This window comes from Mesorhizobium sp. BR1-1-2 (assembly GCF_020165435.1).
GTDB lineage: Bacteria > Pseudomonadota > Alphaproteobacteria > Rhizobiales > Rhizobiaceae > Mesorhizobium.
The window spans coordinates 1-14,825 of the sequence record NZ_JAIUID010000021.1; the positions used below are offsets into that span (position 1 = coordinate 1).

Below are 14,825 nucleotides of genomic sequence, written 5' to 3' on the forward strand. Positions count from 1 at the left end.
CGCGGACCGTCAAGGTCGACCTCCATGATCTCAAGCGGCTTTCCGGCAGCAACGGCCACGGCGGCGCGGGTTTTCATCTGGCAATCCTCCAACGCAATTTTGCGCTCAGGCTTTCAGGTTTTGGCCGGCCCATCAACTGTTAGATGAGACGAAATATCGGCTTTCTTGACGCAGATAGCACACCCCTTGAGCGCGGACTTTTGCGCTAAACACACGGTACTTGAGACATAGTGACATAATCCATAGAACTGGACCGTCCGCCGGAGGGGAATTGCCCGCATGTTCACCAAAATCCTGATCGCCAACCGTGGCGAGATCGCCTGCCGCGTCATCAAGACCGCGCGCAGGATGGGCATCGCCACGGTCGCTGTCTATTCCGACGCCGATCGCGATGCCGTGCATGTCGAGATGGCCGACGAGGCGGTGCATATCGGACCGTCGCCAGCCGCGCAGAGCTATCTCGTGCCTGAGAAAATCATCGCGGCGTGCAAGGCGACCGGCGCTCAGGCCGTGCATCCCGGCTATGGCTTCCTGTCCGAGCGCGCATCCTTCTGCGAGGCGCTGGAGAAGGAAGGCATCGTCTTCATCGGGCCGAAGCCGAGGGCCATCAAGGCCATGGGCGACAAGATCGAATCGAAGAAATTCGCCAACGCCGCCAATGTTTCGACAGTTCCCGGCTGGCTCGGCGTCATCGAGAACGCCGACCATGCTCAGAAGATCGCCGGAGAGATCGGCTATCCAGTGATGATCAAGGCCTCGGCCGGCGGCGGCGGCAAGGGCATGCGCATCGCCTGGAACCGATCGGAAGTGCGCGACGGCTTCGACCGGGCGCGCTCGGAGGCCAAGAGCTCGTTCGGGGATGACCGCGTGTTCATCGAGAAGTTCATCGTCGATCCACGCCATATAGAGATCCAAGTGCTGGCCGACGCGCATGGCAACGCGCTCTATCTCGGCGAGCGCGAATGCTCGATCCAGCGCCGCAACCAGAAGGTAGCCGAGGAGGCGCCATCCCCTTTTCTCGATGCCAGGACACGCAAGGCCATGGGCGAGCAGTCGATAGCGCTGGCCAGGGCTGTCGACTACCAGAGCGCCGGCACGGTGGAATTCATAGTCGACGCTGAGAAAAACTTCTATTTCCTTGAAATGAATACACGATTGCAGGTCGAGCATCCGGTGACGGAGCTTGTCACCGGTATCGATCTGGTCGAGCAGATGATCCGTGTGGCCGCCGGCGAGAAGCTCGCCTTGAAGCAAAGCGACGTGAAACTGAATGGCTGGGCGGTGGAGAGCCGGCTCTATGCCGAGGATCCCTATCGCAACTTCCTGCCGTCGATTGGCCGGCTGACGCGCTATCGCCCGCCACAGGAAGGGCAAGTCGGCGACGTCGTCATCCGCAACGACACCGGCGTCACCGAAGGATCGGAGATTTCGATGTTCTACGATCCGATGATCGCCAAGCTGTGCACCTGGGCGCCGACCCGGCTGGAGGCAATCGACGCGATGTCCGAAGCGCTGGACAGTTTTGTCGTCGACGGCATCGAGCACAACATCCCGTTCCTGGCGGCGCTCATGCAGCATCCGCGCTGGCGGGAAGGGCGGATTTCGACCGGATTCATCGCGGAGGAATATCCCGACGGCTTTGGGCCGATCCTGCCCGATCAAGACGACAAGGCCGTGTTGGCGGCGGTCGCCACCTTGGTCGAATTGCTGCGCCGCGACCGGCTCGACCGGCTGGGCGGGCGCTTGGCGCCGCATTCGGGAGCACTCAAGCGAGACTGGGTGGTGAAGATCGGCAAGGACTATCTGTCCGCGTCCATCCTGGAGGGCATGATCTCCATTCCGATGGAGGTCGACTTGTCCATCGAGGGCGGCAAGCCGCTGACGGTTTCGTCGGCCTGGCGGCCGGGCGAACTGGTCTGGCGCGGCAGCGTCGGTGGCCGCGAAATGGTGGCGCAACTGCGCCCGGCGCCAAACGGCCTTCGCATCGCCTGGAAAGGGCTTTCCGTGACGGCGCGCGCCATGCTGCCGCGCATTGCCGCGCTGGAAAAGCTGATGCCGGAAAAGCTGGCGCCCGACACGTCCAACCTACTGCTATGTCCCATGCCCGGCCTCGTCGTGTCGATCTCCGTCGCCGAAGGCCAGGAGGTCAAGGCCGGCGAGACTCTGGCCGTCGTCGAGGCGATGAAGATGGAGAACGTGCTGCGCGCCGAGCGCGATCTCGTGGTGGCGAAACTCAACGTCAAGCCGGGCGACAGCCTGGCCGTCGATGCGGTGATCATGGAATTTGCCTGAAGCGGGCGCGGGCGGAAGCCTGTGGCCGATGGTCGTTTGTGCTGGACTGGCATCGCCCGGTGCCGGACAATACATCTTGATCGACTCAAGTCCTTCGGGAAACGCGAAAAACCATGGCGGATGACAGACTTCCACGCGACCCCTTGCTGCGCGAAGCGGCCGTGAAGGCGGCGGCGCCCGAAGCGCCGGCGCGTCCTTTCGTGCATCTTCGCGTCCACTCGGCCTATTCGCTGCTGGAAGGCGCGCTCCAACTCGGCAAGATCGTCGGCCATGCGGTCAAGGACGAGTGTCCGGCTATCGCGGTCACCGACACCAACAATCTGTTCGGCGCGCTCGAATTTGCCCAGAAGGCGGTGAAGGACGGCATCCAGCCGATCATCGGCTGCCAGATCGCGCTCGCCTTTTCCGGCGAGAACGTCGACGGCCAGCGCGACCGCCGCCGGCAAGGGCCCGAGATGCGGCCAGTCGTGCTTATCGCGGCGACCGAAGCCGGCTATTCCAATCTGGTCAGGCTGGTGAGCCGCGTCTATCTGGAAACGCCACCCGGCGAGGCGGTGCATCTGACCAGCGAGATGCTGGAGGGCCACGCCGACGGGCTGATCTGCCTCAGCGGCGGTCCCCGCGGTCCTATCGGCGCGGCTCTGAAGGAGGATCGACGCGATCTCGCGGAGACCCGGCTGTCGACCCTGAAAGCCCTGTTCGGCGACCGGCTCTATGTCGAACTGGAACGCGTTTCCGGCTACGACCGGCTGATCGAACATTCCACGATCGATCTCGCCTATGCCCACGAATTGCCGCTCGTCGCCACCAACGAGGCGTTCTTCTCGTCGCGCGACGATTATGAGGCGCATGATGCGCTGATCGCCATAGCGGAGGGCTCGGTCGTCGCCGTGGACAATCGCCGCCGGCTTTCGCCGGACAATTTCCTGCGTAGCCAGGCTGAGATGGCGGCGTTGTTCGCCGACCTGCCTGAAGCGATCGACAACACGGTCGAGATCGCGTTGCGCTGCTCCTATTATCCGAAAACCCGCAGCCCGATCCTGCCGCGCTTCACTGGCGGCGACGCGTCCGACAAGGACGCAGCCGAGAAGGCCGAGGCCGCCGAACTCGCCCGCCAGGCGCGCGAAGGGCTGGAGGCCCGGCTTGCCGCGCACGGACCGACGCCAGGCTATACGGTCGAGCAATACCGCGAGAGGCTCGAGTTCGAGCTCGGCATCATCGAGAAGATGAAATTCCCGGGCTACTTCCTGATCGTTGCCGACTTCATCAAATGGGCCAAGTCGCAAGGCATTCCAGTCGGGCCGGGGCGCGGCTCGGGTGCGGGATCGCTGGTCGCCTATTCCACCACCATCACCGACATCGATCCGCTGCGTTTCTCGCTGCTGTTCGAGCGCTTCCTCAATCCGGACCGCGTGTCGATGCCCGATTTCGACATCGACTTCTGCCAGGACCGCCGCGAAGAGGTGATCCGCTATGTCCAGCAGAAATATGGACGTGACCAGGTCGGCCAGATCATCACCTTTGGAACGCTGCAAGCCCGCGCGGTGCTGCGCGATGTCGGCCGCGTGCTGCAGATGCCTTACGGCCAGGTCGACAAGCTGTCCAAGATGGTGCCGCAGAACCCGGCCAATCCGGTGAAACTGGCGGACGCCATCGCCAACGAGCCGCGTTTTGCCGAGGAGGCCGAAAAGGAGCCGATCGTCCAGACGCTGCTCGACATGGCACAGAAGCTGGAAGGCCTTTATCGCCACGCGTCGACGCACGCCGCCGGCATCGTCATCGGGGACCGGCCGCTGTCGGAACTGGTGCCGATGTACCGCGATCCTCGTTCGGACATGCCGGTCACCCAGTTCAACATGAAATATGTCGAACAGGCCGGGCTGGTGAAGTTCGACTTTCTCGGCCTGAAGACGCTGACCGTGCTGGAGACGGCGGTGAAGCTGATTCGCCGCCGCGGCATCGACATCGACCTGGCGACGATCCCGCTCGACGATCCCGAAACCTATGCCATGCTGTCGCGCGGCGAAGTGGTCGGCGTGTTTCAGGTGGAAAGTGCCGGCATGCGCAAGGCGCTGATCGGCATGCGGCCCGACTGCATCGAGGACATCATCGCGCTGGTCGCGCTCTACCGGCCGGGGCCGATGGAGAACATCCCGACCTACAACGCCAGGAAGCATGGCGAGGAGGAGATGGCCTCGATCCATCCCAAGATCGACCATCTGGTGAAGGAAACGCAAGGCGTCATCGTCTACCAGGAACAGGTCATGCAGATCGCGCAGGAGCTGTCTGGCTATTCGCTCGGCGAAGCCGACCTTCTGCGCCGCGCCATGGGCAAGAAGATCCGCGCCGAGATGGACAAGCAGCGTGAGCGCTTCGTCTCGGGCGCGGTCGAACGCGGCGTCGCCAAGCCGCAGGCCGACTTCATCTTCGACCTGCTGGCAAAGTTCGCCGACTACGGTTTCAACAAATCGCACGCGGCCGCCTACGCCGTCGTCTCCTACCAGACCGCCTATCTCAAGGCGCATTATCCGGTCGAATTCCTGGCGGCGTCGATGACGCTCGACATGGGAAACACCGACAAGCTCGCCGATTTCCGCCAGGATGCGCTGCGCCTCGGCATCGAGGTGGTGGCGCCGTCGGTGATATCAAGCTTTCGTCCCTTCGAGGTCGGGGAGAACCGCATCTACTATTCGATGGCCGCGCTCAAGGGCGTCGGCGACGCGGCGGTCGAGCATATCGTCGCCATGCGCGGCGAAAAGCCGTTCAAGAGCCTGGCCGATTTCTGCGAAAGGGTCGACCCGAAAATTGTCGGCAAGCGCGTCTTCGAAAGCCTGATCATGGCCGGTGCGCTGGACTGTTTCGGCCATGACCGCGCCGCGATGATGGCTGGCGTCGAGCGGATGATGGGGCTGGCGTCGCTGGCGCAGCAGAACGCCGTCTCAGGCCAGGCCGACATCTTCGGCGCATCCCTGGGGGCGCAGTCGCAGGCGCTCAACCTGCCGGTGACCGAACCGTGGCTCGCCGCCGACCGCCTGCACCGCGAATTCCAGGTGGTTGGTTTCTATCTCTCCGCCCATCCGCTGGACGAGTACAAGGCGGCGCTGCAGAAGATGCGGGTGCAGAACTGGGCGGAGTTTTCGGCCGCGGTCAAGCGCGGTGCCACAGCAGGGCGCCTCGCCGGCACCGTGACCACCAAGCAAGAGCGCAAGACGCGGACCGGCAACAAGATGGGCGTGGTGCAGTTCTCGGACACGTCCGGCCAGTATGAGGCGGTGCTGTTTTCCGAAGGATTGGCGCAGTATCGCGACATGCTGGAGCCGGGCCGCTCCGTGGTCATCACCGTGGCGGCGGAGGACAGGCCGGAGGGCGTCAACCTGCGCATCCAGACCGTGCAGTCGCTCGAGGACGAGGCCAGCCGCATCCAGAAGGCGCTGCGCATCTTCGTCAGAAACGATGCGCCAGCCTCGATCATTCAGTCACAGCTTACCCAGCGTGGTGAAAGTCAGGTGAGCATCATCGTCATCAAGGAAGAAGCGCAGGGCGAGGTGGAGATTGCCCTGCAGGGGGGGTACCGCGTCTCGCCGCAAATCGCCTCGGCGATGCGCGCCGTGCCAGGCGTGGTCGAAGTGGAGCTGGTGTGATCGCCACTTCCGGGGACTGGTGGCAATCCGCCGGGCGGCATCCGCCGCTCAAGTCACCGCAATTGCCATGAAAACGAAAGACAGCGGCGGATCGCCGGACCGTTCCACAATGGCGCGGCTGCGCGACACGTTGCGCAAGCTCTACCACGGCCGCACGCCGGCGGCGTTCCGCTTCCAACTGGTGGCGGTCATTATCGACCTCGCCATCATCGGCTTCTTCATCGCCACGCCCCTCGTCCAGGAAACGGCCTCGTTCCTGTGGCTCGACTATGCGGTGGCGGCGCTTGTGGCGGCCGACCTGGTAGCCAGGCTGCTTGCCTCGAACGACATGCTGCGACTGATGAAACAGCCGACGTCCTGGGTGGATATTTTCATCCTTTTGACGCTGCTGATGCCGACAGCGCTCGCCAATCTCGGCTTTCTGCGCATCCTGCGGCTGTGGTCGCTGTCGCGCAGCGGTTCGATCTGGCGGCATTTCGAGATGCGTGGTCTGAGGCCCTGGCGCGAGGCGAGCCACGCGGTCATCAATCTTTTGACCTTTCTCTTCGTCATCACCGGTTTCGTCTACACTTTCTTCTTCCGCAGCGGAGCGGGGCTGGAAAGCTACATCGACGCGCTTTACTTCACCGTCGCGACGGTGACCACGACCGGGTTCGGCGACATCGTGCTGCCGGGAATGGCGGGGAAACTGACGGCGATCGTGACCATGATCATCGGCATATCGCTGTTCGTCAGGCTGGCGCAGGCGATCTTTCGACCGGCAAAGGTGTTCTTTCCCTGTCCGCAATGCGGCCTGCAACGGCATGAGCCGGACGCCGTTCACTGCAAGGCATGCGGGCATGTCCTCAACATACCCGACAGTAGTGACTGAGGGATGGCTTGAGGGGACTTTTGGGCGGGCTACGATGCCGCCGCTTGCGCCGGCTTTGGCTGCCTGCGCTGCAGGTTGAGCATATTGCCCATCAGGATCAGCAATGCCCCGCCTGCGGTGAAGGCATCGATCTGCTCCTGGTAGAGCAGCCAGCCGATCAATGCCGACAGCGGCACGCGCAGGAAATCCATCGGCGAAATGACGGTGGCATCGGCGTAGCTCAGCGCCCACGCCATGCAGAAATGCGAGGACATGCCGGTGAAGGCGATCAGCAGAATCCACGGCCACAGCTCGAGCGATGGGTTACGCCATTCGTAGAGCGCCGGGATCAGGCCGAGCACCGACTGGATGATCAACATCCAGAAGATGATTCGCACAACGCTGTCGGTCCGCGTCAGCGACTTGACCAGGACCAGCGAGATGCCGAAGCACATAGCCGCGCCCAGCACGACCAGATGTCCCGGATCGACCGAGCCGACGCCTGGGCGCACGATGATCACAACACCGATCAGCCCGAGCGCCACGGCCCCGAGCTTCGGCCGGGTGAGCCTTTCGCCGAGAAAGGTGACCGCAAGGATCGCCGTCCAGATCGGCGTCGTGAATTCGATCGAGATCAGTACCGCCAAAGGGATCAGCGTCAGAGCGTAGAGCCACGCCGCCTGGCCGGTATAGTGAACCACGTTGCGCGTGACATGGGCGAGGGGGCGCCCAGTGCGCATGGCGGCAAAGCCGCCATTTTGCATGACCAGCGGCAGCAGGATGAAAAAGCCGATCACCGAGCGCAGCTCCAGCACCTGGAAAACGTTGAGCTCGGCCGTGGTGGCGCGGCCCGCGACCGACATCGCCAGGAACGAGGCGATCGATAGCGCCATCCAGAACGCTGCCTTGGGGATGGAAGGTGTGGGTGCCATTTCCGCTATGTCGCAGGCCGTGGCTTTTGCCGCAACCACTAGCAGCCGCATTCTTCTGGGCCAGCCGGATGTTGCAAAACAGTCATGTTGAAGGCGGAACCTGGCACGGTAGGTAGCGTTGAGTTCCGAATATCGGAAGTGCTTTGCAGGTGCCTTTCAAAGTCGATAGGAGAACTTCGATGAGATCATTTGCGCAATTTGCGCTTGCTGGCTCTCTGTTGGTCACGGCAGGCGCGGCACATGCCGACGAGTCCAGATTTCTCCAGTCGTTCAAGGGCAATTTCACCGGCAAGGGCATCGTCAAGGTGACCACCGACGCGCCGACGGTGAATGTGTCCTGCACGTTCAGGTCAAACGCGACATCGACCTCATTGTCGCTCGATGGCAATTGCCGAGGGCTTATCGTGGTGACGCGCGCCATCAGCGCGGACCTGAGGACTGCCGGAGCGAAATATAGCGGCACTTATATCGGGTCTCGTACCGGGCCTGCGCAATTGAACGGCACCCGTTCGGGCAACGCGATCAATCTCGGCATCCGTTGGGCCAAGGAGGTCAATGGTGACCGAAAGGCGCAGATGAAAGTCGAGAAACGAGGCGAGAACGGCATGCGGCTGACGGTCATCGACACTGATCCGAAAACCGGCAAGAGCATGGTGACGAGCAGGATAGACCTAACCCGAACTTAGCGGGCGGCGGTAGCGTTGTGACGCGCTTTGCCACACTGCGGCCTTCTTCAGCAGCCCGTTTAAGCTTAGTCTTCCAGCGGCTCTGGCGGGTGGGTGTCCCGGCCCTTGCCGAACGTATAGCCGGTTTCCACCGCCTTGCGGCCGAACTTGTCGCGCAGCGCGTCGATGGCGCCTTCCGCCATGGCCCGCTTGCGCGACTGGACATCGACCAGATCGGGCGGATCGGCCTTGTCATCGGCGGAAAGATCGCTGACGCCGATGCCGAGCAGCCGGTATTTGGTGCCGTCGGTTTCCTTGCGCAGCAGCTCGACGCCAGTCGAAAAGATGCGGTCGGCAAGCCGGGTCGGGTCGCCGAGCTGGCGGTTGCGAGTGCGGATCTTGAAATCCTGCGTCTTCAGCTTGAGCACCACCGTGCGCCCGGCGATGCCTGACTTTTTCAGCCGCGCCGAGACCTTTTCCGAAAGGCCTCGCAGCACCGAGACCAGCTCGTCCAGCGAAGCGATATCGGTATCGAAAGTGGTTTCGGCTGATACGCTCTTGGCGTCCTGGTCGGGATCGACGCGGCGGACATCCTCGCCGCGCGAGAGCCGATAGAGCCGGTCGCCCATCACGCCATAGCGGCGCATGAGGTCGCCGCGGTCCATCTTCTGGAGCTGGCCGATGGTGCGGATGCCATCCTGTTCGAGCGTGGCGCTGAATGCCTTGCCGACACCCCAGATCATGTTCACCGGCTGCGTGGCCAGGAAGCCCACGGCTTCCGCTTCGCCGATGACCGAGAAGCCGCGCGGTTTGCGGAAATCCGACGCCACCTTGGCAAGGAACTTGCAGTAGGACAGACCTGACGAAACGGTGATGCCGATCTCCTTCTCGACGGCCAGCGCGAAACGGGCCAGCACCACCGCCGGCGGCAGGCCGTGCAGCCGTTCGGTTCCGGCAAGGTCGAGAAACGCCTCGTCGATCGAGAGCGGCTCGACCAGCGGCGTCAGCGCCTGCATCATGGCGCGCACCTCGCGCCCGACGGCCACGTATTTTTCCATGTTGGGCGGGACAACCACCGCTTCGGGGCAAGCCTCGAGCGCCTTGAACATGGGCATGGCGGAACGTACGCCCCTTATCCGGGCGATGTAGCAGGCGGTGGAGACGACGCCGCGCTTGCCGCCGCCGATGATCAGCGGCTTGTCCTTCAGTGCCGGGTTGTCGCGTTTTTCGATCGCCGCATAGAAAGCGTCGCAGTCGATATGGGCCAGATGCAGCCGGTACAGTTCGGGATGACGGGCAAGCCTGGGGCTGCCGCATCGCTCGCAGCGCCTGGCATCGCTGCGCTGAAAGGCCAGGCAGTCGCGGCAGAAACCGTGATCAGGATTATTGACAGGAGCCGCCATCGCTGCGAACATAAAGAGAACAAATGCAATGGTACGACAGTGCAAGGCCAGGGACAAGCTTGGCCTGGGGAGAACGCATGAGCACGACCATAGTGCCGCTGACGCCTGAGCTCTGGCCTGAATTCGAAGATCTCTTCGGCAAGCAGGGCGCCTGCTACGGCTGCTGGTGCACGCATTTCCGGCTGGCGCCGGCGGTCCGTCGCGAAAGCAGCCGCGAACGCAACAAGGACCACATCCGGGCGCGCATCGAAGCAGGCCCGCCACCGGGCATGCTGGCGTTCGAGGACGGCAAGGCAATCGGCTGGATGCAGATCGGGCCGCGCGCCGACGTGCCCGAATGGAACAACCGGGGCCGGGGCTCGGCTCCGGTCGATCCCGCGGATGCATCGGATCCAGGCGTCTGGGCGATTTCCTGTTTCTTCATCCGCGCCAAGGCGCGGGGCCGGGGCATCAGCCATCGCCTGGTCGAAGGCGGCATCGATTTCGCCCGCAGGAACGGCGCGCGAATGGTCGAAGCCTGCCCGATAGACCTGTCGAAGGATTCACGCTCCATCGGGCTGTTCGTGGGCTCGTCGCGCGTGTTCGAGAAGGCCGGGTTTGAGCGGCTCCTGGAACGCAAGGCGGGCCGGCCGTTGATGCGGCTGGTGCTGGAGCCGAGCGCCTGAACTTCGCCGTCTTGCAGTTGCGACGGTCTTTCCCTACCAGAGGCAGGATACGATTTTGCCTTTTCGACCAAACGGAGAATTCTACGTGAACCGGATGTTGCCAATCGCCTTCACCGCGCTTCTGCTCAGCGCGCCCGCTTTCGGCCAGAGCGTCGACAGCCAGGGTGCCAAGCAACTATCCGAGGACCTGTCCCGCTATGTCGGCAAACAGGCACTCGACAAGGGCATTCTGAAGGTTTCGGTCGAAGGCGGCGCCTACAAGATCGTGTTCGATTTCAAGGCGCTCGCCAGCACCTTGCCCGACCAGAAGCTGTTGAAATTCGACTTTGCGCCCTACGCCCTGCTGGTCAAGCCGCGCAGCGACGGGACCTGGGATGTCTCGATGGATCTTTCGCAAAGCGCGTCCTTCGCGTTCAACGGGCCGCAGGGGCTGCAAAGCACGCAATTTTCGATCAAGGACGGCAAGGGTTCCGGTGTCTACGACCCCAATCTGGCGGCCTTTACCAGCGGCACCAGTTCGATGGCGGGCATGACGATGGCCTCGCAAGATGCCAAGCAGCACATGGAAATCAGCGCCGACGCCGGCACCGCGACCATGGCCGCCACCAAGGCTACCAATGGCGGCGTCGATTTCACGATGTCGCAAAAAGTGTCGAACTTTGTCGAGGCGATCAAGTTCGACGATCCTGAAAGCGGACTGAAATTCCCGGTCACCGTCAAATCACCAGAACTGTCTGTGGAGGCCAAAGGCAAGGGCGTGCAGACCAAGCCGCTGCTTGATCTCCTGGCATTTGCCGTCGCCAATGAGAACGAAGCCACGCTGAAAGCCAACCAGGCGCAGCTCAAATCGCTTCTGCTCGCCGCACTTCCCGTGTGGGAGCGCATCGACGGGACATACGGGTTCAAGGATTTCGCGGTCGAGAGCCCGGTCGGCACGTTCGGCGCGGCGCAGCTCAGCACCGCCTTCGGAATGGAAGGCGTCGCCCAGAGCGGTACGCTCGGCTACGGGATCAAGGCGTCTGGGTTGACCGTGCCGCAGCAGCTTCTGCCGAGCTGGAGCATGGCGCTGCTGCCGACCGATATCGACCTGAACTTCGGCGGCGCCAATATCGATCTCGACAGCATGGCGAAGAAGGCAATCGAGGCCTTTGATCTCAATAAGAATCCGCCTCTTTCGGCCGAATTCGGGGAGCAGCTCAAAGCCGACTTCATGGCCAAGACGCCGAAGGTCGTCATTGGCCATAGCACCATCAAGAACAAGGATACCGAAATCGCCTTGGAAGGCGAAATGACGTTTCCTGGCGAGAAGCCGGAAGCCAATGTGACGGTGGACGTGGCCGGCTTCGACAAGATCGTCGAGAGCCTGCAGGAGGCGGCGAAATCGGAACCGGAGGTGGCGCAGTACGTGCCTGTGGCCCTGATGGTGAAAGGGTTCGGCAAGACCTTGACGGACGGCCGCATGGAATGGGCCATCAACGCCAAGCCGGACGGTTCGGTCATTGTCAATGGCGTTATGCTGAAGCCGGCCGATCCTGTTGAAGACGACAGCATCGACGACGGCGACAGCGGCGACGACATGGACCAGGCGGATCCGACACCGTAACCACTCGGCTCACCAAAGCGCGTCGCGTTCGGATGAAGTGAGGCGTCGCGTTCAAGCCTTCGTTTTATCATGTCGTTCATCCGTTCGGGCGACAAGCGTCAAACTTCGAGCGGCCTGGCGATCGGCGGCACCGTCTTGAGATTGTCGCTCATATCGAATGCTCGTGATTGTCGTCGCCCAGCGGCAGCGCGCGCAATGCCTTGCCGACGGAAGCCGGTGGCGTGCCGGTTTCCTCGGAAAAACGCAGCAATGTGGGTTCGTGGGCGAGAATGAACTGCAGCACACCGGCCAGAAATCCCGGCTCGCCGGCGGCTTTGCGGATCGAATGCGCCTCGATGCCGGTGATCGCCAGGAAGCGAGGCAGCAGTTCGGGATCCGAGGCGACGAAGGCCAGAGCCTTCACGGCAATGGTTTCGGCCTCTTCGCGCATTGACGCTGCGTTTGCCATCATTACCTTTCAGGGTATGCGGAATGTGAGTCTCTTCCGCAGTAATGGCAAGCGTCGCTTGCGGCAAGTCACTACCTCTTCAGTGCGGGGCCCGAGGTGGAAGCGGAGCAGCTTTTCTCGCCGCAGGTTTCCGTTTCGTCAATCATATTGCCGTAGAGTCGACCAGGGTTTGGTGCGTTCCGGAAGGGCGCATAACGGCTGCCTTCGATCGGAACAGCGGCCGGGACGGGATATCGATGCCTAAGAAGGTCATGATCGTCGAGGACAATGAGCTCAACATGAAGCTCTTTCGGGACCTCATCGAAGCAAGCGGTTACGAGACAGTTCGCACCCGCAACGGTCTGGAAGCGCTCGATCTGGCGCGTCAGCACCGGCCGGATCTCATTTTGATGGATATCCAGTTGCCTGAAGTGTCGGGGCTGGAGGTGACGAAATGGCTGAAGGAAGATGACGACCTGCACGTCATCCCGGTCATCGCCGTCACCGCCTTCGCGATGAAGGGCGACGAGGAGCGCATTCGCCAGGGCGGCTGCGAAGCTTACATCTCCAAGCCGATCTCGGTGCCGCGCTTCATCGAAACCATCAAGTCCTACCTAGGTGATTCCTGATGCGCCTTGCCGCCAAAGCCGGAGCCTTGTGAAATGACCGCTCGGATCCTCGTCGTCGACGACATCCCTGCCAATGTGAGGTTGCTGGAGGTTCGGCTGCTGGCCGAATATTTCGAGGTGTTGACCGCTACCAACGGCCCGGATGCAATCGAGACCTGCGAGAACGGCAAGGTCGATGTCGTGCTGCTCGACGTCATGATGCCGGACATGGACGGCTTCGAGGTCTGCCGCCGCCTGAAGAGCGATCCGGCGACGTCGCATATTCCAGTGGTAATGATCACCGCACTCGACCAGGTTTCCGACAGGGTGCGCGGGCTTGAGGCCGGCGCCGACGATTTCCTGACCAAACCCGTCAACGACCTGCAACTGATGACGCGTGTCAAAAGCCTCGTCAGGCTGAAATCGCTGACCGACGAGTTGCGGCTGCGCGCCTCGACCACGCGCAACATCGGCATCGAAGAGTTGCTCAGCCGTAATTTCGCCTCCGAGGACACGACGCCGAAAGTGCTTCTGATCGACGAGCGCAAATCGTCGATCGAGCGCGTCCAGAAGATGCTGCGCGACTGTGCTGACCTGGATGTCGCCAGCGATCCGCATGCCGGCTTCTTCCAGGCGGCGGAGACCCCCTATGAATGCGTGATGATCTCGACGAGCTTCGCCAATTTCGATCCGCTTCGGCTCTGCTCGCAACTGCGCTCGCTCGATCGCACCCGCTTCCTGCCGATCATCCTGCTGGCGGAGGAGGGCGAGGAGGAGCGCATCATCCGTGGCCTCGAGCTCGGCATCAACGACTATCTGATGCGGCCGATCGACCAGCAGGAACTGACGGCGCGGTTGCGCACCCAGGTGCGCCGCAAGCGCTACAACGACCAATTGCGCGCCAGCGTGACGCAGACGATCGAAATGGCGGTGACCGACGGGCTGACCGGGCTGCACAACCGCCGCTATCTCGACAGCCATCTCCAGACGCTATTCGACCGCGCCGTGGCGCGCCGACGGCCGCTGTCCGTGATGATCACCGACCTCGACCGCTTCAAGTCGATCAACGATACGCATGGCCATGACGGCGGCGACGAGGTGCTGCGGGAATTCGCGCGGCGGCTGCGCAAGAACGTGCGCGGCATCGATCTGGCCTGCCGGTTCGGCGGCGAGGAGTTCGTCGTGGTCATGCCTGATACCGATGGAGCGATCGCCGAAAAGGTGGCCGAACGCATCCGCGCCGAAATTGCCCAGATGCCGTTCGCCATCGGGCCCGACGGCAAGGCCATCGAGGTCACCGTCAGCGTCGGCGTCTCGTCGGTGCTGAAGGGGGTGGATACGGTGGCGGCGTTGATGAAACGCGCCGATCTGGCGCTCTATGAGGCCAAGAGCGGTGGCCGTAACCGCGTCGTGGCCAAGGCTGCCTGACGGACCGAATAAGAGTATCCGTCAATCCGGCAAGGTTACCCATTTACCTTAATCCAAGCGATTCGCGAGGCTTGGTTAAGAAACTGTTGATTTTCATAAGCTCTTGCGCAAATGTGCGGCCACAGACAGAGCGACGCCGGCACGAGGACAGACAGCCGGGTCGATCAAAAAATACCCCATGATGCTCAGGTCCGCCGCATCTCCTGGGTCCGTGGGGTCGGCCGGCCGGCGCTGGCACATAGTGGCCTCCTCGTACCGCTGCCAAACGCCGACCGGCCCCCTTTCAAAATAGCATCAGGATTCTGCGCCAA

11 protein-coding genes are annotated in these 14,825 nt (G+C 62.5%); 8 read left to right on the forward strand and 3 right to left on the reverse strand.

Annotated features, from left to right (window positions below):
• The first annotated feature begins 279 nt into the window (after positions 1 to 279).
• From LB551_RS27665 to LB551_RS27675, 3 genes are all read left to right on the forward strand, one after another.
• Positions 280 to 2,292, forward strand: a complete 2,013-nt coding sequence (locus LB551_RS27665; RefSeq protein WP_224624750.1) for an acetyl/propionyl/methylcrotonyl-CoA carboxylase subunit alpha — start codon at positions 280 to 282, stop codon at positions 2,290 to 2,292.
• Between the two features lie 113 nt (positions 2,293 to 2,405).
• Positions 2,406 to 5,933: a DNA polymerase III subunit alpha gene (gene dnaE / locus LB551_RS27670; protein WP_224624749.1), complete on the forward strand. Its 3,528-nt coding sequence runs from the start codon at positions 2,406 to 2,408 to the stop codon at positions 5,931 to 5,933.
• Positions 5,934 to 6,000: 67 nt separating this feature from the next.
• Positions 6,001 to 6,804 carry an ion channel gene (locus LB551_RS27675; RefSeq protein WP_224624748.1) on the forward strand — a complete coding sequence of 268 codons (804 nt, stop codon included), beginning with the start codon at positions 6,001 to 6,003 and terminating at the stop codon, positions 6,802 to 6,804.
• A 29-nt stretch (positions 6,805 to 6,833) separates the two neighbouring features.
• Here the strand turns inward: LB551_RS27675 and LB551_RS27680 are convergent, their stop codons facing one another.
• Positions 6,834 to 7,715, reverse strand: a complete 882-nt coding sequence (locus LB551_RS27680) for a DMT family transporter (protein WP_140562437.1) — start codon at positions 7,713 to 7,715, stop codon at positions 6,834 to 6,836.
• Positions 7,716 to 7,894: 179 nt separating this feature from the next.
• On the opposite strand from LB551_RS27680, the gene LB551_RS27685 reads away from it, so the two are divergent.
• The gene (locus tag LB551_RS27685; RefSeq protein ID WP_224624747.1) at positions 7,895 to 8,401 is read left to right on the forward strand and encodes a hypothetical protein; all 507 of its coding nucleotides are present in this window, start codon (positions 7,895 to 7,897) and stop codon (positions 8,399 to 8,401) included.
• A gap of 65 nt (positions 8,402 to 8,466) precedes the next feature.
• Here LB551_RS27685 and LB551_RS27690 read toward each other — a convergent pair whose 3' ends face one another.
• Positions 8,467 to 9,795: a DNA polymerase IV gene (locus LB551_RS27690; protein ID WP_224624746.1), complete on the reverse strand. Its 1,329-nt coding sequence runs from the start codon at positions 9,793 to 9,795 to the stop codon at positions 8,467 to 8,469.
• Between the two features lie 65 nt (positions 9,796 to 9,860).
• Here LB551_RS27690 and LB551_RS27695 point away from each other — a divergent pair, with 65 nt between their 5' ends.
• Entirely contained in the window at positions 9,861 to 10,448 is a 588-nt protein-coding gene (locus LB551_RS27695; RefSeq protein ID WP_224624745.1) for a GNAT family N-acetyltransferase, read from the forward strand.
• An 85-nt stretch (positions 10,449 to 10,533) separates the two neighbouring features.
• Positions 10,534 to 12,051 (forward strand): hypothetical protein, encoded by a 1,518-nt coding sequence (locus LB551_RS27700; RefSeq protein WP_411910473.1) that lies wholly within the window; start codon positions 10,534 to 10,536, stop codon positions 12,049 to 12,051.
• A 148-nt stretch (positions 12,052 to 12,199) separates the two neighbouring features.
• Here LB551_RS27700 and LB551_RS27705 read toward each other — a convergent pair whose 3' ends face one another.
• Positions 12,200 to 12,499, reverse strand: a complete 300-nt coding sequence (locus tag LB551_RS27705) for a DUF3572 domain-containing protein (protein WP_224624744.1) — start codon at positions 12,497 to 12,499, stop codon at positions 12,200 to 12,202.
• A gap of 236 nt (positions 12,500 to 12,735) precedes the next feature.
• Here LB551_RS27705 and LB551_RS27710 point away from each other — a divergent pair, with 236 nt between their 5' ends.
• A complete protein-coding gene (locus LB551_RS27710; protein WP_140501538.1) occupies positions 12,736 to 13,107 on the forward strand; it encodes a response regulator in 372 nt (123 codons plus the stop codon).
• A 33-nt stretch (positions 13,108 to 13,140) separates the two neighbouring features.
• The gene (locus tag LB551_RS27715) at positions 13,141 to 14,514 is read left to right on the forward strand and encodes a PleD family two-component system response regulator (RefSeq protein ID WP_224624743.1); all 1,374 of its coding nucleotides are present in this window, start codon (positions 13,141 to 13,143) and stop codon (positions 14,512 to 14,514) included.
• Positions 14,515 to 14,825 lie beyond the last annotated feature (311 nt).